General features: G+C 40.6%; 26 protein-coding genes. 18 read left to right on the top strand and 8 right to left on the bottom strand.

Going from position 1 to position 22,236, the window contains the following annotated elements; genetic code table 11:
• Positions 1–14: 14 nt before the first annotated feature.
• The 3 genes from FTV41_RS10945 to FTV41_RS10935 all read right to left on the bottom strand — a co-directional run bounded on the left by FTV41_RS10945 (position 15) and on the right by FTV41_RS10935 (position 1,841).
• Positions 15–380, bottom strand: coding sequence for a DUF423 domain-containing protein (locus FTV41_RS10945; RefSeq protein WP_179996550.1), 366 nt, complete (start codon positions 378–380; stop codon positions 15–17).
• A gap of 171 nt (positions 381–551) precedes the next feature.
• Positions 552–1,421, bottom strand: coding sequence for an RNA polymerase sigma factor RpoH (gene rpoH, locus FTV41_RS10940; RefSeq protein WP_004971496.1), 870 nt, complete (start codon positions 1,419–1,421; stop codon positions 552–554).
• 162 nt (positions 1,422–1,583) lie between these two features.
• Positions 1,584–1,841 carry a sulfurtransferase TusA family protein gene (locus FTV41_RS10935; protein WP_179996549.1) on the bottom strand — a complete coding sequence of 86 codons (258 nt, stop codon included), beginning with the start codon at positions 1,839–1,841 and terminating at the stop codon, positions 1,584–1,586.
• Positions 1,842–2,318: 477 nt separating this feature from the next.
• Here FTV41_RS10935 and FTV41_RS10930 point away from each other — a divergent pair, with 477 nt between their 5' ends.
• Both FTV41_RS10930 and rhlB read left to right on the top strand, forming a co-directional pair.
• Positions 2,319–2,531: a cold-shock protein gene (locus tag FTV41_RS10930; protein WP_004648643.1), complete on the top strand. Its 213-nt coding sequence runs from the start codon at positions 2,319–2,321 to the stop codon at positions 2,529–2,531.
• A gap of 110 nt (positions 2,532–2,641) precedes the next feature.
• Positions 2,642–3,793: an ATP-dependent RNA helicase RhlB gene (rhlB, locus tag FTV41_RS10925; protein ID WP_004971493.1), complete on the top strand. Its 1,152-nt coding sequence runs from the start codon at positions 2,642–2,644 to the stop codon at positions 3,791–3,793.
• Between the two features lie 108 nt (positions 3,794–3,901).
• Here rhlB and FTV41_RS10920 read toward each other — a convergent pair whose 3' ends face one another.
• Positions 3,902–4,279: a hypothetical protein gene (locus tag FTV41_RS10920; protein ID WP_004971490.1), complete on the bottom strand. Its 378-nt coding sequence runs from the start codon at positions 4,277–4,279 to the stop codon at positions 3,902–3,904.
• Between the two features lie 380 nt (positions 4,280–4,659).
• Between FTV41_RS10920 and FTV41_RS10915 the strand changes: the two genes are divergently transcribed.
• From FTV41_RS10915 to FTV41_RS10850, 14 genes are all read left to right on the top strand, one after another.
• On the top strand, positions 4,660–5,235 hold the full coding sequence (locus FTV41_RS10915; RefSeq protein ID WP_131261340.1) for a nitroreductase: 576 nt from the start codon (positions 4,660–4,662) through the stop codon (positions 5,233–5,235).
• Positions 5,236–5,261: 26 nt separating this feature from the next.
• Positions 5,262–6,335, top strand: coding sequence for an NAD(P)H-dependent glycerol-3-phosphate dehydrogenase (locus tag FTV41_RS10910; RefSeq protein WP_004971486.1), 1,074 nt, complete (start codon positions 5,262–5,264; stop codon positions 6,333–6,335).
• Between the two features lie 154 nt (positions 6,336–6,489).
• Complete coding sequence (locus FTV41_RS10905; RefSeq protein WP_179989753.1) at positions 6,490–6,945, top strand: histidine phosphatase family protein; 456 nt, start codon at positions 6,490–6,492, stop codon at positions 6,943–6,945.
• 46 nt (positions 6,946–6,991) lie between these two features.
• A complete protein-coding gene (gene gspL, locus FTV41_RS10900) occupies positions 6,992–8,131 on the top strand; it encodes a type II secretion system protein GspL (protein WP_179989334.1) in 1,140 nt (379 codons plus the stop codon).
• Positions 8,131–8,610: a type II secretion system protein GspM gene (gene gspM, locus FTV41_RS10895; RefSeq protein WP_096902527.1), complete on the top strand. Its 480-nt coding sequence runs from the start codon at positions 8,131–8,133 to the stop codon at positions 8,608–8,610. The genes gspL and gspM overlap by 1 nt, the downstream gene beginning before the upstream one ends.
• Positions 8,611–8,721: 111 nt before the next feature.
• Positions 8,722–9,723 carry a quinone-dependent dihydroorotate dehydrogenase gene (locus FTV41_RS10890; RefSeq protein ID WP_179989335.1) on the top strand — a complete coding sequence of 334 codons (1,002 nt, stop codon included), beginning with the start codon at positions 8,722–8,724 and terminating at the stop codon, positions 9,721–9,723.
• Between the two features lie 3 nt (positions 9,724–9,726).
• Complete coding sequence (locus FTV41_RS10885; protein ID WP_004971476.1) at positions 9,727–10,308, top strand: CvpA family protein; 582 nt, start codon at positions 9,727–9,729, stop codon at positions 10,306–10,308.
• A gap of 25 nt (positions 10,309–10,333) precedes the next feature.
• Positions 10,334–11,872, top strand: a complete 1,539-nt coding sequence (gene purF / locus FTV41_RS10880; protein ID WP_096902526.1) for an amidophosphoribosyltransferase — start codon at positions 10,334–10,336, stop codon at positions 11,870–11,872.
• A 95-nt stretch (positions 11,873–11,967) separates the two neighbouring features.
• On the top strand, positions 11,968–13,857 hold the full coding sequence (locus FTV41_RS10875; RefSeq protein ID WP_004971472.1) for a M48 family metalloprotease: 1,890 nt from the start codon (positions 11,968–11,970) through the stop codon (positions 13,855–13,857).
• A gap of 170 nt (positions 13,858–14,027) precedes the next feature.
• Positions 14,028–14,678 (top strand): hypothetical protein, encoded by a 651-nt coding sequence (locus tag FTV41_RS10870; protein WP_004971470.1) that lies wholly within the window; start codon positions 14,028–14,030, stop codon positions 14,676–14,678.
• Between the two features lie 63 nt (positions 14,679–14,741).
• A complete protein-coding gene (locus FTV41_RS10865) occupies positions 14,742–15,716 on the top strand; it encodes a D-glycerate dehydrogenase (RefSeq protein WP_179989749.1) in 975 nt (324 codons plus the stop codon).
• Between the two features lie 105 nt (positions 15,717–15,821).
• The gene (locus tag FTV41_RS10860) at positions 15,822–17,258 is read left to right on the top strand and encodes a M48 family metalloprotease (protein ID WP_179989747.1); all 1,437 of its coding nucleotides are present in this window, start codon (positions 15,822–15,824) and stop codon (positions 17,256–17,258) included.
• A gap of 48 nt (positions 17,259–17,306) precedes the next feature.
• On the top strand, positions 17,307–17,681 hold the full coding sequence (locus FTV41_RS10855) for a GFA family protein (protein ID WP_096902524.1): 375 nt from the start codon (positions 17,307–17,309) through the stop codon (positions 17,679–17,681).
• Between the two features lie 60 nt (positions 17,682–17,741).
• Positions 17,742–18,104, top strand: a complete 363-nt coding sequence (locus FTV41_RS10850) for a hypothetical protein (RefSeq protein ID WP_004971462.1) — start codon at positions 17,742–17,744, stop codon at positions 18,102–18,104.
• Between the two features lie 153 nt (positions 18,105–18,257).
• Here the strand turns inward: FTV41_RS10850 and FTV41_RS10845 are convergent, their stop codons facing one another.
• Entirely contained in the window at positions 18,258–18,704 is a 447-nt protein-coding gene (locus FTV41_RS10845) for a GatB/YqeY domain-containing protein (RefSeq protein WP_154321276.1), read from the bottom strand.
• A gap of 31 nt (positions 18,705–18,735) precedes the next feature.
• Positions 18,736–18,951 (bottom strand): 30S ribosomal protein S21, encoded by a 216-nt coding sequence (rpsU, locus tag FTV41_RS10840; RefSeq protein ID WP_001136722.1) that lies wholly within the window; start codon positions 18,949–18,951, stop codon positions 18,736–18,738.
• A 146-nt stretch (positions 18,952–19,097) separates the two neighbouring features.
• Between rpsU and tsaD the strand changes: the two genes are divergently transcribed.
• A complete protein-coding gene (gene tsaD / locus FTV41_RS10835) occupies positions 19,098–20,114 on the top strand; it encodes a tRNA (adenosine(37)-N6)-threonylcarbamoyltransferase complex transferase subunit TsaD (RefSeq protein ID WP_004971458.1) in 1,017 nt (338 codons plus the stop codon).
• Between the two features lie 95 nt (positions 20,115–20,209).
• On the opposite strand, the gene FTV41_RS10830 is transcribed toward tsaD, so the two are convergent.
• Positions 20,210–20,467, bottom strand: a complete 258-nt coding sequence (locus tag FTV41_RS10830) for an EexN family lipoprotein (protein WP_131261333.1) — start codon at positions 20,465–20,467, stop codon at positions 20,210–20,212.
• A 358-nt stretch (positions 20,468–20,825) separates the two neighbouring features.
• Between FTV41_RS10830 and FTV41_RS10825 the strand changes: the two genes are divergently transcribed.
• Positions 20,826–21,137 carry a hypothetical protein gene (locus tag FTV41_RS10825; RefSeq protein WP_104851815.1) on the top strand — a complete coding sequence of 104 codons (312 nt, stop codon included), beginning with the start codon at positions 20,826–20,828 and terminating at the stop codon, positions 21,135–21,137.
• 76 nt (positions 21,138–21,213) lie between these two features.
• Here the strand turns inward: FTV41_RS10825 and FTV41_RS10820 are convergent, their stop codons facing one another.
• A complete protein-coding gene (locus FTV41_RS10820) occupies positions 21,214–22,086 on the bottom strand; it encodes an ATP-binding protein (protein ID WP_179996548.1) in 873 nt (290 codons plus the stop codon).
• Positions 22,087–22,236 lie beyond the last annotated feature (150 nt).

The following is a 22,236-nucleotide window of genomic DNA, read 5'->3' as shown; positions in this document are numbered from 1 at the left end:
AATACAATTGAGCTTTATTTAGCATATTTCATGGCTTGCCACGCTAAGCTTAGCCAGCCCGCAATCATGAGCACACCACCAATTGGGGTAATCATGCCCAAGCCGCGTACAATGTCCAATGCCATGATATAAAGTGAACCGCAGAAAAATAAAATACCCAGTTGGATTAGAATAAAACTGGCTTTAATGGGAAGTTGTGGAATCACTTTAGCTAAGATGCCTAATGCCAAAAGTCCAAGAGCATGATAGAAAAAATAATCTGTTGCAGTTTGCCACCAACCCAATTGAACCTCAGTTGCACGGGCTTTTAAACCATGTGCACCAAATGCACCAAGTAATACCGCAACCGCTAAATTCAAGGCAGAAATTGCAATCCACATACGCAAATTGACCTATTTAATTTTGCGCTTAACCTTAGCACATTTTTAAGCTTGGGAAAATCTGAGAATTGCCTGCCCGTATGTGGGTTGTACAAATCCAAGACAATAAAAAAGGGCAGTTTGCCCAATTTTATTTTTCGATGTGTTTGTATTCATCTTGAGAGTGTCAGTTTAGTTTGATGACATTGCCACTTTAATTTTTTCCATGGCATTTTTTTCGAGCTGACGAATACGTTCTGCTGAAACATTATATTCTGCTGCCAATTCATGCAGGGTCGATTTATCATCATCTAACCAGCGACGCTGCAAAATGTTACGTGAACGATCATCCAACTGCTCCATGGCTTCATGTAGGGCAGAAGTGCTTTGTTCTTCGTAGTCTTCGTTTTCGACCAAACGTGCAGGGTCGTAACGGTTATCTTCCAAATACAATGCAGGTGCAACATAAGTTGAACCTTCATCGTCATCATCGCCCTGTGCTTCAAAAGCTGCGTCATAAGCGGTTAAACGACCTTCCATTTCCAAGACTTGTTCTGCAGTTACATTTAAGTCATTGGCAATAGATTGTGCTTCTTCAAGCGTCAGTTTTTTGCTAGATTTTTTGAGGCTACGCAAATTAAAGAACAATTTACGCTGTGCTTTGGTGGTGGCAATTTTAACAATACGCCAGTTACGAATAACATATTCGTGAATTTCAGCTTTAATCCAATGCACGGCAAATGACACCAAACGCACGCCCATATTCGGGTCAAAGCGTTTCACGGCTTTCATTAAGCCCAAGTTGCCTTCCTGAATTAAATCGCCCTGCGGTAAACCATAGCCCGCATAACTTCGTGCAATATGCACCACAAAACGTAAATGCGACATGACCAACATTTTGGCCGCGTCTAAATCTTGATCGTAATAATAACGCTCGGCTAACTCTTTTTCTTGTTCAGCCGTTAAAATAGGAATTTGGTTAACAGTACTAATATAAGCCCCGAGGTTTACCCCTGGTGCAGATAATGACAGGGGCATCAACTGATTGCTGCTGTCACTCATGAGATCTCCTTATAGGATTGGGTAGGTAAAATAACCGATGTCTTTATCTTAATGCCAATATTCTACTTAAATAAGTAAAATTGGTGTAGATATGTAAATCTTTATAGCAATAAGCGGCGAATATTAAGTCATTAAAACAAATGAACAATCAAATAGATGCACTTATTGCGATGATTTTGGCTTGGCAACATCAATCACATAATGAAACTCTGTTGCCGAAATCTGGCTTGCTTCACAGCTGTATTGATGTAACTGACAATAACGCGCCACATCTTGCTGGCTGTGCGGATCAGATGACTTCAATAAAAACCGTGCAGAATCTGAATGTTTAAGGGCACGTTTCAGCATCAATAAAGGCATAGGACAAGGTTGTCCCATGGCATCAATCACTATGATAGGTTGTTCAGCATCACACAGCATTGAAGTAAAAATTCGCCTTAAAAAACAGAATGATCATACTAGCAAATTCGCTCACAAATCCCAAATAAATTTCATCTGAAGCATCGGGGCTATTCATTGCGCGGCTTACTGCGCATAAGGGCAAGAGAATTGGCTTATTTTGCGAGATATTTGCAATAAAATTTATAGATCAAAATTGTGCTAAGTCACTTAACAGAAATAAAAATTTTCTATTTGTTCAACTCGTTTCAAACTGAACAAGATAAATCAAAAAAAATCTATTAATTGTCATAAAGCCGTGTTAAGCTCGATGCGTATTTAGGATTTTAGATAGACAATCGTTGTTTGTCGCCCTATTACAAATGGATGTAACCGGGATTTTGTTAATAGTTATACAGAATGATTACAAGCTTAGAAATAAAAATATTTTTAAACTTTGTTTGCTCTGCTGTTTGCAACACCGGGTGGTCCTTCTTTTTAATCAATGAGGATTAACTTATGACAGCTCGTGAACAAGGCGTAGTTAAATGGTTCAACGACACTAAAGGCTTTGGCTTTATCCAACGCAATGGCGGCGACGATGTATTCGTTCACTTCCGTGCGATCCAAGGTGACGGCCACCGTTCACTTCGTGACGGCCAACGTGTTGAATTCAGCGTAGTAAAAGGCCAAAAAGGCTTCCAAGCTGAAGAAGTACAGCCATTAGACTAATCACTCGATTATTCTAAAAAAACGCTCCAATCCTGATTGGGGCGTTTTTTATTTGTATTTCTGTTTATAATAGGTCAGTTTTTTGTCTGTATAAGTTCGAGCACATATTTATGTCATCTGGTTTTGAAACCTTAAATTTACATCCGCAATTGAAACAGGCTATTGATGCTTTGGGTTTCAAGGAAATGACGCCAATTCAGCAAAAGGTTTTAAAATTTACTTTGGCTGGACATGATGCCATTGGTCGTGCGCAAACAGGTACAGGAAAAACTGCTGCCTTTTTAATTAGTGTGATCAACGATTTATTGAATAACCCAATTCAAGGACAGCGTTATCGTGGTGAACCACGTGCATTGGTTTTAGCGCCTACGCGTGAATTGGCTTTGCAAATCGAAAGTGATGCAAAAGACTTAACCAAATTTACCGACTTAAATGTGGTGACTTTGTTGGGTGGTGTAGACTTTGATAAGCAAAAGTCACAACTCAATAAAAACTTTGTCGATATTATTGTTGCGACACCAGGGCGCTTGATTGATTTTGTAGAACAAAAAGAAGTTTGGCTAGATCAGATTGAGTTTTTAGTGATTGATGAAGCAGACCGCTTGCTGGATATGGGCTTTATTCCATCGGTAAAACGTATTGTGCGTTATTCACCGCGTAAGGAACAGCGTCAGACGTTAATGTTCTCGGCAACTTTTAGTTATGATGTGTTGAACTTGGCTCAACAGTGGTTATTTGAACCTGTTACAGTCGAAATTGAACCTGAAAAGAAAACCAATGCCGATGTTGAGCAACGGGTATATATGGTTGCCAAAACCGATAAATACAAATTGCTTGAAGAAATTTTACGTGATGAGCCGATTGAAAAAGTCATGATTTTTGCCAATCGGCGTGATCAGGTGCGTAAGCTTTATGATCATTTAAAGCGTGATGGCTATAAAGTGGTGATGTTGTCAGGTGAAATTGCCCAAGACAAACGCTTAAAAATGCTGGATCAGTTTAAAAATGGCAAACATAACATCATGATTGCAACAGACGTTGCAGGGCGTGGTATTCATGTCGATGGTGTTTCGCATGTGGTGAATTTCACTTTGCCTGAACAGTCAGATGATTATGTGCACCGTATTGGTCGTACAGGTCGTGCAGGTACACGTGGTGTGAGTATTAGCTTCTTGTCGGAAGATGATGCGTTCTATTTACCAGAAATTGAAAAAGCCATTGGTCAAAAATTGCCATTAACACGTTTAGATGGTTATTGCTAATTACTCATTTAAGCTATTTTTTAGTTTAAATCCTGCTGTTCTTAGTTTAAAAGTCGCTCTCAGTGGAGCGACTTTTTTTATTTGCTTCTTATGTCGTGCTGTAATAATTTACTTTGCCTGACATCTAAAGGTCAGCACAGTTTGATAATCATCATCACGGGCAATATCAGTATTACGTCCCGCAATTGTACCTAAAACAGTTGCTGCCGCCTGAATCATTTGTCCCGTTTGCTCATCGACTACACCTTTGAGTGCGCCGTTATAAGATGTTTTTTCATCAACCAAGACTGGAGCGGCACGAGTACCACAGGTTTTATTGGCAGCTGTAATTGCATTATTTTTGGCAATAATATTACTTTTACCTAAACCTGTGACTTCATATAGGTTGTTTTCTTTTTGAATGGCAAGAGAATTATTTGGCGTGGTGGCACATGCGGTTAAAAGTGCAAAAACGGCAAGGCTAGAAAAGGCGACTATTTTTTTCATATCTACCTCGGGGCTAAAACGCTGTAGCGCGTATTGTTTGTTGATGATATTTCAATTCAAATGTGTAGAGATTGAAAATAACAATTTGATCTAGTTGAACATAATCTGGATGGTTTTAGATGTAGACACTGTATAGGCTGTGTTGATAATTCGTCATTCATTTATACACATCAAACCCAATCCATAATGTATTTTCATGCTCTTAAACTATAGATGAATGCGTCAAAGCATCATTGTTTAGATGTGCTGAGCAGGTTCATCTTAAAAGTGCAGACATATAGACCCTAATCAGAATCTTGCAAATAAGCATACGGAAATAGCGCAATTTTTTGAGTTTATGCTAATCTTAACCGAGCTTTTTGAAATAGTTATATAAGTCAATGACGGATACAGCGGTAGAAATCGTTCATCAAAATATTCATCAACGTCAGTCTACGGGGCAGTTAGTTGAACCTGCACCAAATACTGAGCAGCTAGAAATGGCTTTTCAGGCAGCTTTAACCGCACCAGATCATCATCGTTTAAAACCTACGCGCTTTGTGGTGATTACTGCCGAGCAACGTGCAGCATTTGGTGAGTTACTTTCTCAAGCCTTGGCAGACATGGGCGAAACCGATGCGGTTCAGTTGGAGCGAGTGAAACAGCATCCATTTCGTGCGCCACTTTTAGTGTTGGCGTTAACGCAATTTCAGGATCATCCAAAAGTGCCACGTTTTGAGCAGACTTTAAGTACAGGCGCTGCGGTACAGAACTTTTTACTGTCTTTGCAGGCGCAGGGCTTTGCCAGTATGTGGCGTAGTGGGGCAGTCGTTGAGTCGAACTTGCTGAAACAAGCTTTAAACTTAAATGCAGATGATTTAATTTCAGGCATTATTTATGTGGGAACAGCGGCTAAAGCCATTCCTGCACGCGCTGAGTTGAATACGCAAGCTTATGTTCGTTATTGGAACGCATAAGTCTTTATTTTTAGGATATAACAATAATGTCAGAGTTAAATTTTGCCGATTTGGTTGAACCTGTTGCAATAGATCGAAAAACTGCGTTACGCATTACAGTGCTAGGTGGTGGCAGTTTTGGTACAGCAATGGCCAATACAGCAGTGCGTAATGGCTGCGACACGATGATTTGGATTCGTGATGAAGCGACTGCCAAAGAAATTAATGAAACGCATATTAATCGACGTTATTTGCCAGATTTTCAGTTGGAGCAGGGTTTAAGAGCCGTTTCAGATTTGGAAACTGCAGTTCGTGACCGTGACATTATTTTAGTGGCTATTCCAAGTCATTCTTTCCGTGATGTGTTGCGCCAAATTAAACCTTTTATTAGCGCACAAGCAGTGGTGTCTTTAACCAAGGGTATTGAAGCCAAAACCTTTAGTTTTATGAGCGATATTATCCGTGAAGAATTGCCAGAAGTGCCGTATGGTGTATTGTCTGGCCCGAACCTTGCCAAAGAAATTGTGGCGGGGCAGCCTGCAGGTACGGTTATTGCCAGTCATTCTGAATTGGTGCGTTATGCAGTGCAGCAAGCTTTACACAGTGCATTATTCCGTGTTTTTGCCAGCGATGATGTGAATGGTGTGGAATTAGGCGGTGCGCTAAAAAATATTTATGCTGTGGCAATGGGCATGGCAGCCGCTTATAACGTGGGTGAAAATACTAAGAGTATGATTTTAACCCGCGCTTTGGCAGAAATGAGTCGTTTTGCGGTTAAGCTTGGTGCAAATCCATTGACCTTCTTAGGGTTGTCTGGTGTCGGTGACTTATTTGCAACGTGTAGCAGTCCATTGAGTCGTAACTATCAAGTGGGTTATGCATTGGGCAAAGGCAAAACTTTGGAACAAGCCACAGAAGAATTGGGGCAAACAGCCGAAGGGATTAATACCATCGTGCAAGTGCGGGCGCGCTCGAATGAATTAGATGTGTATATGCCAATCACTTGTGCGCTTTATGAAGTGATTTTTGAAGGTGCGCCGCCTATGAATATTGCACTGTCTTTAATGAAAAATGGACATCGCAGTGATGTGGAATTTGTCTTGCCGCATCATCAAGTTTAGTTTTACATCCATAAAACTGCGCCACAGTAGGTAAAAACTTGCGTGGAATATGACAGTTTGGTGAACTGAATTGTCATATTCTCAGGTTATACTGAGCGCATAATTTGAGTTAAATTGACACAACTTAATGTGTATCATCCTATAAGGAAATTCTATGCAACTGACTCTTGTTCGTCATGGTGAAGCCGCTCCTGCGATTATGGGCAATGATCATCAGCGTCCATTGACTGAGCGTGGTCATATACAAGCACAAGAAACGGCAGATTATGTAAAAAATATCATTCAGCCCGATGTGTTTGTAGTCAGTCCTTTACTGCGTGCACAAGAAACTTTGGCACATTTGCAGCAATATTTTAAAGATGTGCCTGTGGTGGTCTGCAATACCATTAAACCTGAAGATGATGCAAAAGTTGCTGTGGAATGGTTGTCACAATTGCCGTATGAGTCAATTGCAGTGGTGTGTCACATGAATGTAGTGGCGCACATGGCAGAGATTTTGACTTCAGAATCATTCCATCCCTATCATTTGGCAGAAGCACGGATTTATGAGCAGGCAGTAATTGCTGCGGGGCTTTCAACCCAAATCAAAAGTTTTATTCCAAACGCATAAAATAAATGTATAAAGTTAAATATAATTCAACGGTAGAACGATAATAATGCTGTATTTATGGATGCCAGAAGCCAATGGGGTTTGGCAATGGTCAAATGGGGAATACTGGACAGAGGCAGATAGTCTTGATGCCTTGATTCAGGCATTGCAGGCTTTTCAAGGAAAAGATGCTGTGGTGTTTTTCCCAAGCCGTGATGTGCAAATCATGCAACAAACTTTGCCTAAAGCTCAATATAAACAATTGGGTACCGATGGCGTGAAGTATTTATTAGAAGAATATACCGTATTGCCAATTGATGCGATGCAGGTGGTTCATCATTTTCAGCCACCTGAGCAAATAACCGTGCTGGGAGTTGCCAAGCATAGTATTGAAACCTATTTGCATGTATTAAGTTTGTTGCCAGTTAAAATCAGTGCATTGTTACCTGATTTTTTAATTTTGCCGCAACCTGAACCAGGGCAAACGGTGATTGGAAATATTTGCGGACGCTTGTTGGTACGTGAAAGTGAATTTTTAGGTTATTCAGTTGATGATCTGGCACTTTATCTAGATTATCAAACTGCAGAACGAAACTATAAAATCACCAACTTTAGTGCAGAACAAATGCAAAGTATTGAAGCATTTGCAACACAAGAACAATTAGAAAGCTTTCATTATGTAGTACCTGCATTAGTGAAAGCCAAACAGCATCCATTCAATATGCTGCCAAAATCCAAGCAAGACACGGGTGTTTCAGGTTATTGGAAAGCCTGTGCAGCAGTATTTCTTGGGATTTTAATTGTACAGTTTAGCTATGATGCACTGCGTTGGAGCAAACTTAAAAAAGTAGCAGATCAAACAGCGGTTCAAGCCATAGAACAATATCAATATTGGTTTGGTGCAAATAGTCGTATTACCGAACAAAATATTCAAAGCCAGTTTGAAAGTCAGGTACGCATGAGTAAAAATGCAGATACTCAAGCGCTGCAATTGCTCAGTCGTGTTGGCCCTGTGTTGATGCAAAATCAAATTGTGGCCAATCGTGTGAGTTTTGATGCCAATATGTTGAACATGGAATTGAATGCCAACTCGGCAGCGACCTTACAAGCGCTCACTCAGCAATTGAATCAGCAGGGTTTTAAGGTCGAGCTGGGTAATATTCAGCCGAGCGCGTCAGGTGCAGTAGGATTGGTGAAAATACAATAATGAAAGCCATGGAAAAAATGTCAACTTGGTTCGATCAACGTATTGAACTGATACAAGATTATCTAGATCGTTTAAATACACGTGAACGTGTTTTGGTGGTATTTACCACAATCTTTGTGATCGTTGCTGCTGTGGGTTCTGCGTTGTGGTATATGCATGCCGCAGCCGAAAAACAGCAAAAACGGGTAAATGACCTTAAAGATTTGGTGGTGGTGATGCAAAGTCATGCAGTCACCATGAAACCTGCCAATGATGCACAACTCAGTGCAGCCGATAAAATTCAGCGTGTGGCTCAGCAACAGGGTTTATCGGTTGCTTCGCAGCAAAGTGGTGACAAGATGCTACTGGTGGCGAGTCATGCCAATTATGCTGTGTTGGCAAATTTTTTAACCCAATTGGCGCAAATGGGTTTAAGTATCGAAAAAATGGAATTAATTTCTGAAGCAGGGCAGATTAAATTAACAGCGACAGTCCAGTAAAGGTTAAAAATAAAGTCCGAAACTCGGAAAATAAACCCATGTCAAGCATAGCGTTTTGACTGGGCTAAGCCTATAATATGGCGACTTAGAAAGCAGTAGACTTTTGCAGATATGTTGTATTCTCTAGCCCGCCCGTTGTTATTTTCTTTAGCACCAGAGCGTGCACATGAGCTGACACTATCACTATTGAAATCGAGCCATAAAATGGGCTTGATGCGTCAAAAGACTGTAGCGAAACCTGTGACGTGTATGGGAATTGAATTCCCTAATCCAGTAGGTTTGGCAGCAGGTCTAGACAAAAATGGTGCGTATATTGATGCCTTGGCTGGTTTAGGCTTTGGGTTTATTGAAATTGGTACCATTACGCCACGTCCTCAAGTGGGCAATCCGCATCCACGTTTATTCCGCATTCCGCAGGCCAAAGCCATTATTAACCGTATGGGTTTTAATAATGATGGGGTCGATCAGCTGATTGAAAACGTCAAAGCGGCAAAATTTAAAGGCATTTTGGGGATTAATATTGGTAAAAATGCCGATACGCCAGTTGAAAATGCAGTAGATGATTATCTGATTTGTTTAGAAAAAGTCTATAACTATGCCTCTTATATCACCGTAAACATTTCATCACCGAATACCAAAAACTTGCGCAGTTTGCAAAGTGGTGATGCGCTGACTGAGTTATTGCAAACCCTCAAACAGCGTCAGTTGGAGTTAGCCGAAGAACATCAACATTATGTGCCGTTGGTATTAAAAGTTGCTCCAGATCTAGACCCTGAAGATATTCAGTTTATTGCCAAACAATTATTGCAATTCAAAATTGATGGCCTGATTGTGACCAATACCACTTTGTCGCGTGAAGGCGTAGAAAACTTGCCGCATGGCGATGAAGCTGGTGGTTTATCGGGCGCGCCTGTGTTTGAAAAAAGTACTGCATGTTTGGCAGCATTTTCAGCAGCACTGAAAGGTGAAATTCCTTTAATTGGTGTCGGTGGCATTTTGTCGGGCGAACAAGCGGTTGCCAAAAAAAATGCAGGTGCAAGCTTGGTTCAGGTGTATAGTGGTTTAATCTATGCAGGTCCTGAGTTGGTTCAAGATTGTGTGAACGCCTTATAACTTATGAATACCATTGATATCGTTATTCTGATTCTCTTGCTTATTGGAGGGTTGAACGGTTTGCGACAAGGATTTATTAAAGCCTTTGCGAACTTGGTAGGATGGATTTTTGCCCTAATTGTTGCGGCAAAATATGCAGTTGTCCTAGCACCTTCGATGACAGCACTCAGTAGCGATCCTGTGGTACAAAAAATTGCAGCCTTTGCATTTATTGTCTTGGTAATTGTGGTACTGACCTGGATTGTAACCGCTGTTCTAAATGGTGTTTTAAAGAGCTTGAAGCTTGGCCCATTAAATCGTTTGGCAGGCGGTGCATTTGGTACCTTGAAAGGCTTACTCATTGTCCTTATTACCATTCAAGGCATTGGTCCTTGGGTCGAAAGCTCGCCTTATTGGAAACAGTCTAAATTTGTACAAACTTTATTGCCGTATGCACCGTGGGCAACAGAACTGTCCAAAGACGCTGCCAATGAGGCTTTACAGCACATCAAGTCGAAAGATGCCGCGCCATCTTCCGACATCGCATCTGACGCAAAAGAAAATCGCTCTGGCGCAGATGGCTCAACGAATAATCCTTTTTATTAATCCCTAGCTGGTCTGCGAGGTTGCTATGTGTGGAGTTGTTGGTATAGCTGGTAAATCACCTGTTAACCAAATGTTGTTTGATGCATTAACGATGTTACAACATCGTGGACAGGATGCAGCTGGGATCGTAACTTGCCACAATGGGCGTTTGTTCTTGCGTAAAGATAACGGTATGGTGCGTGATGTATTCCATACGCGTCACATGCGTGCGTTGCAAGGTAATTATGGTATTGGGCATGTGCGTTATCCAACTGCAGGTTCATCAAGCAGTGCTGAAGCGCAGCCATTTTATGTGAACTCGCCGTACGGGATTACTTTGGCACACAATGGTAATTTGACCAATGCCGAAGAAATTCACGAAGATCTGTTTAAAACAGATTTACGTCACATGAACACCGATTCTGACTCAGAAGTGTTATTGAACGTATTTGCACATGAATTGCAAAAACGTGGCAAATTAAACCCAACTTCAGAAGATATTTTTCATGTGATCAGCCGTGTGCATGAGCGTTGTAAGGGTGCTTATGGCGTTGTTGCTATGATTACAGGTCAAGGATTGGTTGGCTTCCGTGATCCAAATGGTATCCGTCCATTGATTTACGGTTCACGTGAAACTGAACAGGGCATGGAATATATTATTGCATCAGAATCAGTTGCAATTACCGCACTTGGCTTTAAAGTTGAGCGTGATATTGCGCCAGGCGAAGCGATTTTTATTAATGATGCAGGTGAATTGTTTACCCAGCAATGTGCAGCTAAACCTGAATATCGCCCATGTATTTTTGAATATGTATATTTTGCTCGTCCAGATGCGACCATTGATGGTATTTCAGTGTACAAAGCGCGTTTGAAAATGGGCGAAAAACTGGCGCATAAAATTACCCAAGAGTGGGGCGAGCAGCACGATATTGATGTCGTTATTCCAATTCCAGATACATCGCGTACTTCAGCTTTAGAATTGGCAAATACTTTAGGGGTTAAATTCCGTGAAGGTTTTATGAAAAACCGTTATATCGGACGTACCTTTATTATGCCAGGTCAGCAATTGCGTAAAAAATCAGTACGCCAAAAACTGAACCCTGTAGAGCTTGAGTTTAAAGGCAAAAATGTACTGTTGGTGGATGACTCGATTGTCCGTGGTACGACCTGTAACGAAATTATTCAAATGGCACGTGATGCTGGGGCGAAAAAAGTATTCTTTGCTTCTGCAGCGCCAATGGTGAAATATCCAAACGTGTATGGTATTGATATGCCAGCCAAAGATGAATTAATCGCGTCTAACCGTAATGTCGAAGAAATTCGTGAAATTATTGGTGCAGACCGTTTAATTTTCCAAGATTTAGAAGATTTAAAACAAGCCGTTCGTACCCATAAAGTACCGCATTTAACTGAATTCGATTGTTCAGTATTTGATGGTGTGTATGTGGCTGGCGGAATTGACGAAGCTTATCTGAATGATCTTGAGCAAAAGCGTAACGACTTGGCTAAAAAAGGCAAAGATGGTTATATTGATGTCAATATTGATGCCGCGTCAGTAGACTTAACTGGTGTAAAAGAGAGTTAATTTTTTTCTGATCAGCTCAGTGAGAAAAGCGGGAAATTCCCGCTTTTTTCATTTATGATGGTGGCTCAAATACAATGTAATTCAGGATGTTTACATTGAGGTCTGTGAGTAGTTACTTGATTAAAAACAAAAATATGATTTGGTCTGCAATTTTATGTTTGGTTGCAGTCGCTTTGACCCTGTTTATCTTAAACACAGTTTTGGGTCTGTTGGTCTATTATGTCGATTCAAGCCAATCCATCTATTGGCACAGTCTAAGCCCATACTGGATTACGGTCTTGGTGCTGATTATGACAGTATCCGTCATTTTGGAATTTTACGTTTTTCGCTCAGGTGGTCATTCTTTGGCAAAACAATTGGGTGCGCGTCGTTTAACCCAGTTCGAAAGTACCCCAGAAGAAAGTACCGCACTTAAACTGACCGAACAATTGGCCGATACCTTTCAAATCCCAGCGCCTACTGTATATGTATTGCCCGATGAAATTGGGGTAAATGCCCTCACTGCAGGCTTTAGTCATAAAGATATTGTGATTATTTTGACTTGGGGTGCTTTGCAAAACTTGGATGAGCAAGAGCTTTATGGACTACTCAGCCATGAGTTTAACCATATTTTAAGTGGTGAAACCATTGATAATACCAAGCTTAAAATCCTCTACAGTAGCCTAACCACGTTTAGTAAGTGGGGCAGTAGCATCGCCAAACTTGGCTTTGGACAACATCGTGATGCACCGCCACATAAGTTAGCGACTTTTTTTGTTGCTGTAGGTGGTGGTATCTGGTTGTTTGGTAGCTTGGGCGTGTTGATTACCCGCTTAATTAAATATATTAGTCTAAGCGGACGTACCTTTAAAAATGATTTAAAAACCAAACGTTTGATTCAAAATAATGCCAATATTCAAACTTTGCTGCGAATTTATGTGCATCATGCAGGGTCGCAAATTCATAGTGAATATTCAGAATCTATTTCCCACATGTGCTTTGCTAACTCGCTCAGTCCGCAAAGCTGGATGAATATTCATCCAAGTATTGAAGCCCGTATTTTTGAGCTTGATCCAACCTTGGTGCAAGACTTACAACTCGAAAATTTGAAGCGTTTACGCAATCAGCCTTTGTTTAGCCTATTTCGCTCGTTAGAAGAAATGAATGCTGAATATTATGCGCCGTGGAGCTCGCCGCAACCTTTGCCTTTGCTGCGCTTGTCGCCGATTAGCTTTGCAATTAATGATGCAATTAAGCCACTCAAGCCTGAAATTCGCAATAACATGCCGCGTCCAGAGCTAATTCAGCGTGCCTTACAAACGGCAACGGGTTCGCGTGAGGTGATTGTCGCTATTTTGATGATTCGCCAATATCGTGAATTTATTCCTGCTGAAGCAGAAGTGAGTCGTGCAATTGTAGATGCTTTATTACATTTGGATGGGCGAGTACATATCTCGATTTTCCATGAAGCGTGTAAAAATATTGGTGGTATGCCGCTGAGTATCGCACGGCAGTTTCTAACCAAATTGGCAAAAATCATTCAGGAAGATGGCGAGATTGGTTTGTTGGATGCCTTGCTGCTTGAACGTATTAAGTTTGAATTGAACTTGCTGCCTTTACATACACCTGCAGCGTTACACGAAGTTAAACCGCAAATTGTACGTTTAATCGATGCTTTATTGCATGTGCAGCAAATTAATAGTGTTAATCAGTTAGATGTACGTGAACGTATTTTAGAACGTGTTTTAACTGCAGATGAATTGATTGATTATGAAGAAATTTCAGATGAACCGATTGATTTATCAGAAATTTTAAATGATATGGCAGGTTTGCTGCTGCGTGATCGACTGATGGTGTTAGGCATTGCTGAAATTTGTTTGTGGAATGACCGTATTATCACCCAAGATGAATTGGATGTTTTGGAGTTGCTCTATTGGCGTTTAGGTTTTAAAACCGAAGAAATTGTCGAGCAAATGCAAAAACAAAACAGTTTGATGATTGTGTGACACTGATTGACTAGGTGTGTTTAAAGCAGATTTTGAAAAAATACGAATAGGTCAGATTGGGTGAAAGAAAGCACAGCATTGTGCAGCCTTTCTAGGTAGAATAGGTGCTATCTTGCATGTTGTTCTGTGATAAATACGTGCAGCGAAAAATTAGATGGGTGATGATAAACATGATGGGGCATCAGCGTGACATTTTAGCCAGTTTGGGAATCGATATTTGGGTTTCCAGAATGGCTGTGTCTCAAACTTTGCCACAATCATCGGTTTGGCGCGACCAAGCTGCACCTGAAATACACAGCGAAATTATTGTTCCTGCTGCAGTACCTCAACAATTAAAACAACAACAGCCGATTATTCACGAAAAGCCTAAGCAAGAACCATCTCCGCAACATACGACAGTTGAAGCGGCCGCGCCAGAAGTTGTTCCTGAAGCGCGTGTCATGCTGCAAATTGAAGCATTTAGTATTGAAGCTTTGCAGTTGCCACATTGTGTCATTTTGGTAGAAAGCACTACCTTGAGTCAGGAACAGCAACAATTGTGGCGTAATATTCAACATGCGCTACAGGCCGAATATCACGTATTGCAATGGCCTTTTGCTTTAGAAGTATTACAAGACGGCATCGGGGTAGAAAATTATGTGCAAGGTTTTGTTGATGTCTTGAGCACAGATAAAAACATGCTGATTTTAGGTCAATTACCACATTTTAAATCTGAACAATGTTTGCATTTAGCCAGCTTGCAAGAGATGTTAGATCAACCGCTGTTGAAAAAAAGTCTGTGGGATGCGATACAAATCACATCGTTACAGCCTAAAGCCTAAGTCAATTCAGATATTTAAAACTCTACATATACAAGCAATTGTAGACACGAAACAGGGATAATCATGCGTAAAAAAGTGGTAGTGTTTAGTCAAATTGATGCAGAAATTTTAAGTAAGCTAGAGCAAGATTATCAGGTGGTGCAGGTCAGCCCGAAGTTGGGTGACGTGAATCAACAGTTGCTTGAGCATGTGCAAGATGCGGATGGCATGATTGGTGCAGGGCGCTTGCTTAATCAAAGCAACTTGCATACTGCGACTAAACTCAAAGTGATTTCGAGTGTAAGTGTCGGTTACGACAACTATGATGTAGATTATTTAACCCAACAAAAGATTAGTCTTTGCCATACACCGCATGTCTTGACTGAAACCACAGCAGATTTAGCCTTTACTTTATTGATGAGTGCAGCACGACAAGTGCCATATTTAGATCGGTGGACTAAACAAGGGCAATGGAAACGTACCGTGGGTGCAGCACAGTTTGGACAGGATATTTATGGTAAAACCATTGGTATTGTAGGTTTGGGGCATATTGGTGCGGCTATCGCACGGCGTGCATTTCATGGTTTTAATATGAATGTGGTGTACCACAATCGTCGTGAAAAAATGGAAGTGGCGAAGGCATTTAATGCAGAATATTTAAGTCTGGATGAATTGCTGCAACAGTCTGATTTTGTGGTACTGGCAGTCGATTTAAATGCAGACTCTAAAGCCTTAATTGGTCAGCGTGAACTTGATTTAATGCCGTCTCATGCAATTTTGGTCAATATTTCGCGTGGTTCGGTCATTGATGAGCAGGCACTTATTCAGACCTTACAAGCAGGCAAAATTTTTGCCGCAGCTTTGGATGTCTATGACAAAGAACCACTGCAAGAATCACCATTATTTGAGTTAGATAATGTCGTGACTTTGCCACATATTGGTTCGGCAACCGCAGCAACTCGAAAAAAAATGGCAAATTTGGCCTATAAAAATTTGGTTGATGCGTTGGAAGGGCGTTGTCCGCAATATGTGGTCAATCCTGCATGCTATACGCTTTAAAGTTAAAGATGATTTGGTAAAAATTGATAACACATCATTGCAAATGCGTTCATTTTTCAATGTTATAGTGAATCATTATGCAAGATATGTATTTGAGATCATCCATTGAAACGTCTATTACTGATTTGCGGTTTGAGTTTTGCCAGTATTGCGACAACCCAAAGTGCCAATTTAACCACCACACCACAATTTAATGTGCCTGAAATAGGTAGTGGTGTGGGATTAATTGATCAGCAAAAAGAACGCAGTATTGGTGAAAAAGTCTATCGGGAAGTGCAGCGTAAAATGCCTGTCACGCAAAACCCGTGGTTGGAAGATCAATTAATCAATACATTTTCGCATCTACTCAGCCAAACTCAGTTGGGGCAACCCATTGGGCTACTCATTATCAATGATCCACAAATTAATGCTTTTGCTGTGCCAGGCGGTTTATTTGCGCTAAACACAGGTCTCATTAATTCTGCCCGCAATATGGATGAAGTTGCGGGTGTGATGGCGCATGAAATTGCCCATGTGTCGCAACGTCATTACAGCCGATCCCAAGAGGCATTTAAAGGACAGGGTTTGTTGGCACTGGCTGGGGTTGTGGTTGGTGCATTGGTTGCCTCACAAGCCGATGGTGATGCAGGCGCAGCGGTGATGATGGGTTCTCAAGCCGCTTTAATGGATCAGCAATTGACTTATAGCCGTAATCAGGAACGTGAAGCAGACCGTATTGGCATGCAATATATGTATAGCGCAGGCTATAACCCACAAAGCATGGCAGACTTTTTTGAGGTGATGCACCGTACTACGAGTCGAGTGAGCTTCTTACCTGACTTTTGGTTTACCCATCCCTTAACCACAGAGCGGATGAGTGAGGCGCGTTTACGTGCCAATCAATTGCCACCAGTGCCAACCTCGCTGCGTGATGAAGACTTTGAGATTTTAAAGTTATATAGTTTGGTGGTTTCGCAGCAGGCGACAGAACAGCAGCTTAAAGCATTTGCAACCCGTAACCATTTTGCGGCGAATTTGGCTTTGGCTTATTTTTATAGCCAGCAAGGCGATTTTGTTTTGGCGCAACAAAGTATAGATCAGGCCAAAAGTCACAATCGTTTACATAATTTATTGACACTTATTCAAACTGACATTTATTTAGGGCAAAATAAAATTGATTTAGCGCTCAAAACAATTGGTTCACCTGCGCGAATTATGCCTGAAAATCGTGCGCTGAATTATAAATGGGCCGAGGTTTTGATTCGTCAAAATCAAACTACGCAAGCAGAAAGTATTTTGAAGGATTTCTTGCAAAAAAATCCACGTGATTTATCGGCATGGAATTTAATGCAGCAAGCGGCAAATGTAGACCGAAGCTCTGCATTACGCACGGTAAATGTGTTACGGTATCGTGCAGAAGTACAGTATTGGTCAGGTTGGGAAGAAGAGGCAATTAAATCATTACTGCACGCGCAGCGTTTAGCCAAAGACAATCAGGCGATGTCGGCAAATATAAAAAACCGTGTGACTGAAATGCAAAGAGAACGACAGTTAAAAATATAAGTCGGGCGTACATACGGTGGCATAACAATAAAGAAAGGGAGTTTAAGAATGATTGAGGGACAATGTTTATGTGGTGCGGTGTATTACCGTTACCATGCCGAAATTGAAAAAACAATATTATGTTTTTGCCAGCATTGCCGTCGTGCGCAAGGCGGTATTATGGGATGGAATAGTCCAGTGGCACGCGAACATTTTGAAGTGGTGCGTGGCTTAAAATATCTAAAAGAATATTTTCATAGTCCCAATAAAGCACGGGTATTTTGTCAGGAGTGTGGCAGCCCGATTTATTCTTATCGGCTAGATTTACCCGATATTATTCGCTTACGCTTAGGGACAGTGACTCAAGGCAAAGTTCCCGAACCATGTGAGCAAGCATTTGCGCAATACAAACCCAACTTTTTGGCAATTGAGTCGTGTGAATAGTTATTCACCGAATATACAATGCTAAAATAGAACTTGAGTTGAAACGACCCTGACTTGAAAATGAAAAAATATATTTATTTATGCCTTACTTTGGGGATGACCTTGCAAAATGTCTATGCTGCGAGTGCAGAGCAGTATGTGTTGGCTGTTGAAGAAATTAATGCGCAATATAAACAAGATACCCGACAGTTTTTACGAGGCTTAAACCCACAACAGCAGGGTTTTAATCCGCAGCAACAGCAGCAGTTTTGCGGCATTGTTAGTCGTTATGTTGATCGTTTATATCAGGCAGCAGATGAAAACCGTGCCTATTTGGATCGTCGTTATCAGAATATTAATAAACAGGACGTGATTCAGCAGGTCAGCACATCTAAAGAAATGCAATTACTGAAAAAATATCAAGTGAACTGCGATTTAAAGTAAAAAGTTAAAGCAGAAGTGTCTAAGGGTGAATAGATAATCTATCTCATCCTAGGTTTAGCATTTTACTTAATAGCATTAGATAGAAAGATTAAAGCGGGCTTAATCTGACATTTAAATCAGTGTTCGGAGAAGCACAAATTTGGGGTGAGCTAATTAGCTTAATTTGGCTTTAATTTTGGCAGATACTTGAGCAGGATCGGCGCGCCCGGCTATGAGCGGACGCAGAGAGTTCATCACCTTACCCATATCTTTCATGCTAGTAGCTTGTTGCGCTTCAATGGTTTGCGCAATCATGGAATCAAGTTCTTCCTCAGTCATAGCTTCTGGTAGAAACTGAGATAACACCTCAATTTCGGCTTGTTCCTTACTAGCTAAATCTTCTCGGCCAGCGCCTTCAAAGGCTTTAACCGATTCTTTACGTTGTTTAATTTGCTTTTCAATGACCGCAAGAACCTGAGCATCGTCAAGCTCTTTGCGCTCATCGACTTCGATTTGCTTAATTGCCGCCTGTAAACTACGAATTACCGTTAACTTATGCATTTCTTTGGCGCGCATTGTCGCTTTCAAAACGTCAGTAATTTGGTTTTTCAAAGTCGTCATCATTTAATCCAGACAGGCAATCACAAATTAATTAGTAAAGGCGAGTAGTACGTACTGATTCACGCGCCAATTTCTTTTGGTAGCGTTTAACAGCAGCAGCTTTTTTGCGCTTACGTTCTTGAGTTGGTTTTTCGTAGAATTCACGCTTACGTACGTCAGCTAAAACACCTGCTTTTTCGCAAGAACGTTTGAAACGACGGATAGCTACGTCTACTGGTTCGCCTTCTTTCAATTTAACTTGTGGCATGAAGAATCCTCATTAAGTTATGGATAAGATCTGGGCGAAATTGCCCACGATCACAAGTGAAGGTCAGTATTTTACTCATTTACATCTCATATCACAAGTCTATAATAGGTTTCGCAATAGAATTGATACAGGTTATAGGCAATTTAATGATCGTTTTAGGCTTAGAAACATCTTGTGATGAAACAGGACTTGCACTGTATGACAGCGAGTTAGGTTTGCGCGGGCAAGTACTGTATAGCCAAATTAAATTGCATGCAGAGTATGGTGGTGTGGTACCCGAACTGGCTTCACGTGACCATGTGCGCAAACTTATTCCTTTAATCAATCAATTGCTTGAGCAGAGCCAAGTCAAAAAATCTGAAATTGATGCAGTGGCTTATACCCGTGGGCCGGGGCTAATGGGTGCACTCATGACAGGCGCATTATTTGGACGAACTTTAGCTTTTGCCTTAAATAAACCTGCAATTGGGGTGCATCACATGGAAGGGCACATGCTTGCACCATTATTGTCTGCGACACCGCCAGAATTTCCGTTTGTCGCTTTATTGGTTTCGGGTGGACATACACAGCTCATGGCAGCTTATGGCATTGGCCAATATGAATTGTTAGGCGAGTCGATTGATGATGCTGCAGGCGAGGCTTTTGACAAAGTTGCCAAAATGATGGGTTTACCGTATCCGGGTGGGCCAAATATCGCCAAACTAGCTGAACAAGGCGATGCCAAAGCTTTTGAATTTCCACGTCCAATGTTGCACCAAGGCTTAGAATTTTCATTTAGCGGTTTAAAAACTGCGGTTTCAGTACAAATGAAAAAGTTAGGTGATGAAAACCGTGATGCCGATATTGCGGCAAGTTTCCAAGAAGCGATTGTTGATACTTTGGTGAAAAAATCGGTAAAAGCTTTAAAACAAACAGGTTTAAAACGCTTGGTGATCGCGGGTGGGGTGAGTGCAAATACTCGGTTACGTGAGCGTTTAGAAGCAGATTTAGCTAAAATTCGTGCAACGGTTTATTATGCAGAACCTGCATTGTGCACCGACAATGGTGCAATGATTGCTTTTGCGGGCTATCAGCGTTTAAAAGCAGGGCAGCAAGATGGTTTATCGGTTACGACTACACCACGTTGGCCGATGACGGAGCTTACCAATCCAACTGCGGGTTAAGTTGTTCGTAGCATAAAATCAATCAGAGGCAATAATCTGCCTCTGACTTTATATGCTAAATTTTTACATTAATATTAGAAACGAATACTTAAAACTTAGCGAATTGCGTCCATTAAACCTTTGGTAAGATCTTTCATCATGCCTTGCATCACAGCATTCCCCGCATTGTTGCAGTTTTCTAATTTTTTACCTTCTAGTGATTTACCTTGATTGGCTATTTCTTCGCACTTCTGCAAAACTTTTTTAGCCTCATCTAAGTTCTCGGCATAATACTCTTGCGTTTTCACTTGTGTACATGCTGTAAGCGTTGTGATTAAACTTACCGTTATTAACAAATTTTTAAACTTAAACATTATTTTTTAACCGTTGTTTGTTTTAAAGAGATTACATCTTAAGCGAATAATGGGTTCAGAAAATAATACAATGGACTAAAGTTGATCTTGTTAACTAAAATTAAATAATTGTAATATAAGTATTTTTTAATAATTTTTCTGAAATTTTATAGTCATATTCTGTCCCAAACTTTATTTCACGTATTGGTTTCAAATAGAACTTCTTTATTTTTTTTGTGCACTCATCCTACAATTTATAGAAATCCATAAAGTAGCTGACAGCAGTATTTAAATCTGTGAATCCTGTCCAATTGTTGTGTTTTCAACTTTAAACTATGATTTTTGGTAGATATTTAATATAAAACCAATTGAGATAAACATGCGATTTAAAAATACATTTTGCATTATTTGTGTGATGGGGATGATGGTATTGACCGCTTGCGAAGGGGCTGAGTCAATACAGCAAAATATAAATAGTACAGAAAATCAGCCGAGTTCAGTGACAGCCCAACAGGTCGAAGTACCGACTCGTTTGACTACTGTAGCAACTCATCCTTCGGCTATCACACCTGAAGCGACAGTACCGCAAGAAGTATATGTAGGAGAGCCGACTGTGGCAGAAATGCAGGCGCATGGCGAAGAATTTTATAAAGACACATTGGCACGGATTGCTGCAGAACAAGGTCAGTAGTCGCTCAGTCATTTAGCGCGTTTAAATAGAGTGGGTTGCTGACTATCTTCTATATGCAAACAACCCATTAAAATATTTAAAGTGCTTTAAGTTGCTGCAAGCCAATCCAGTGTTTAGAAAATTGATAGGCAGCACGCCCTGAACGCTGTCCACGTGCCTGACACCATCTTAATGCTTCTGCACGTACTTCGGCAGTCATTGGCATTTCGGCTTTGTGTAAATAATGCTCCACAATTTCTAAATATAGATTTTGATCCATTGGATAAAACGACAGCCATAGACCAAAGCGATCAGACAGTGAAATTTTCTCTTCAATTGCTTCTTGAGGATGCAACTCAGTATATTGCGGTACATCTACACGAGTGACAGGTGTATTTTCATGCATAAATTCAGGTAATAGATGACGTCTGTTACTGGTTGCATAAATAATAAAATTACTGGAACCTGATTGTAATGAACCATCTAAAACACTTTTTAAACTACGATAATTTTCATCTTCTGCGTTAAAAGCTAAATCATCACAGTAGACAATAAATTTTTCAGGACGATGCTGAATGATTTTTTGAATTTCTGGCAATTCAGACAAATCATCGCGTTCAATTTCAATTAAACGTAATCCTTGATTGGCATACTCGGTCAATAGGGCACGTACAATAGATGATTTTCCCGTACCGCGTGAGCCTGTAAGTAACACATCATTGGCAGGTAAGCCATTTAAAAACTGCAAGGTGTTTTGAATGACTTTTTCTTTTTGCTTTTCGATGCCTTTTAAATCATCTAAATCAATTTTTCTTGGTTGTTGAATCGCTATCAATTGTCGATCTTGCCATTTGAATGCGATGGCGGAAAAGTCGGTTTCTTGTTTTAAAGCAGGTAAACTTTGCTGTAGTTGTTGGAGTACATGAGAAAGTGATAATAAGATGTTGTCGGGTAAATCTAGGTTTGCCATGATAATTCAGCTTAAAAAATGCAGATCAGATTGCTACACTTTAAGACTAGCGCAATTGACCTAGATTTGACAATCAAAGTGTGAATCGAGTCATTGACGCGTATTACAATTTTTTAGATATTGTTGTGTATAGTAGGCATAGGCAAGCGT

The sequence above is a fragment of the Acinetobacter sp. YH16051 genome (genome assembly GCF_013417135.1).
Lineage (GTDB): Bacteria > Pseudomonadota > Gammaproteobacteria > Pseudomonadales > Moraxellaceae > Acinetobacter > Acinetobacter towneri.
Note: the sequence above shows the minus strand (reverse complement) of the source record. Positions and strands in the feature narration are given on the sequence as shown.

Coding starts and splice junctions, on each gene's coding strand:
- FTV41_RS10905 (WP_179989753.1), top strand. CDS start 6,490: ATGCAACTGACTCTTGTTCGTCATGGTGAAGCCGCTCCTGCGATTATG.
- rpoH (WP_004971496.1), bottom strand. CDS start 1,421: ATGAGTGACAGCAGCAATCAGTTGATGCCCCTGTCATTATCTGCACCA.
- FTV41_RS10845 (WP_154321276.1), bottom strand. CDS start 18,704: ATGACGACTTTGAAAAACCAAATTACTGACGTTTTGAAAGCGACAATG.
- FTV41_RS10915 (WP_131261340.1), top strand. CDS start 4,660: ATGACGGATACAGCGGTAGAAATCGTTCATCAAAATATTCATCAACGT.
- FTV41_RS10820 (WP_179996548.1), bottom strand. CDS start 22,086: ATGGCAAACCTAGATTTACCCGACAACATCTTATTATCACTTTCTCAT.
- FTV41_RS10855 (WP_096902524.1), top strand. CDS start 17,307: ATGATTGAGGGACAATGTTTATGTGGTGCGGTGTATTACCGTTACCAT.
- FTV41_RS10910 (WP_004971486.1), top strand. CDS start 5,262: ATGTCAGAGTTAAATTTTGCCGATTTGGTTGAACCTGTTGCAATAGAT.
- purF (WP_096902526.1), top strand. CDS start 10,334: ATGTGTGGAGTTGTTGGTATAGCTGGTAAATCACCTGTTAACCAAATG.
- FTV41_RS10830 (WP_131261333.1), bottom strand. CDS start 20,467: ATGTTTAAGTTTAAAAATTTGTTAATAACGGTAAGTTTAATCACAACG.
- rhlB (WP_004971493.1), top strand. CDS start 2,642: ATGTCATCTGGTTTTGAAACCTTAAATTTACATCCGCAATTGAAACAG.
- FTV41_RS10935 (WP_179996549.1), bottom strand. CDS start 1,841: ATGCTGTGTGATGCTGAACAACCTATCATAGTGATTGATGCCATGGGA.
- FTV41_RS10945 (WP_179996550.1), bottom strand. CDS start 380: ATGTGGATTGCAATTTCTGCCTTGAATTTAGCGGTTGCGGTATTACTT.
- gspM (WP_096902527.1), top strand. CDS start 8,131: ATGAAAGCCATGGAAAAAATGTCAACTTGGTTCGATCAACGTATTGAA.
- FTV41_RS10885 (WP_004971476.1), top strand. CDS start 9,727: ATGAATACCATTGATATCGTTATTCTGATTCTCTTGCTTATTGGAGGG.
- FTV41_RS10825 (WP_104851815.1), top strand. CDS start 20,826: ATGCGATTTAAAAATACATTTTGCATTATTTGTGTGATGGGGATGATG.
- FTV41_RS10930 (WP_004648643.1), top strand. CDS start 2,319: ATGACAGCTCGTGAACAAGGCGTAGTTAAATGGTTCAACGACACTAAA.
- rpsU (WP_001136722.1), bottom strand. CDS start 18,951: ATGCCACAAGTTAAATTGAAAGAAGGCGAACCAGTAGACGTAGCTATC.
- FTV41_RS10850 (WP_004971462.1), top strand. CDS start 17,742: ATGAAAAAATATATTTATTTATGCCTTACTTTGGGGATGACCTTGCAA.
- FTV41_RS10890 (WP_179989335.1), top strand. CDS start 8,722: ATGTTGTATTCTCTAGCCCGCCCGTTGTTATTTTCTTTAGCACCAGAG.
- tsaD (WP_004971458.1), top strand. CDS start 19,098: ATGATCGTTTTAGGCTTAGAAACATCTTGTGATGAAACAGGACTTGCA.
- gspL (WP_179989334.1), top strand. CDS start 6,992: ATGCTGTATTTATGGATGCCAGAAGCCAATGGGGTTTGGCAATGGTCA.
- FTV41_RS10865 (WP_179989749.1), top strand. CDS start 14,742: ATGCGTAAAAAAGTGGTAGTGTTTAGTCAAATTGATGCAGAAATTTTA.
- FTV41_RS10870 (WP_004971470.1), top strand. CDS start 14,028: ATGATGGGGCATCAGCGTGACATTTTAGCCAGTTTGGGAATCGATATT.
- FTV41_RS10920 (WP_004971490.1), bottom strand. CDS start 4,279: ATGAAAAAAATAGTCGCCTTTTCTAGCCTTGCCGTTTTTGCACTTTTA.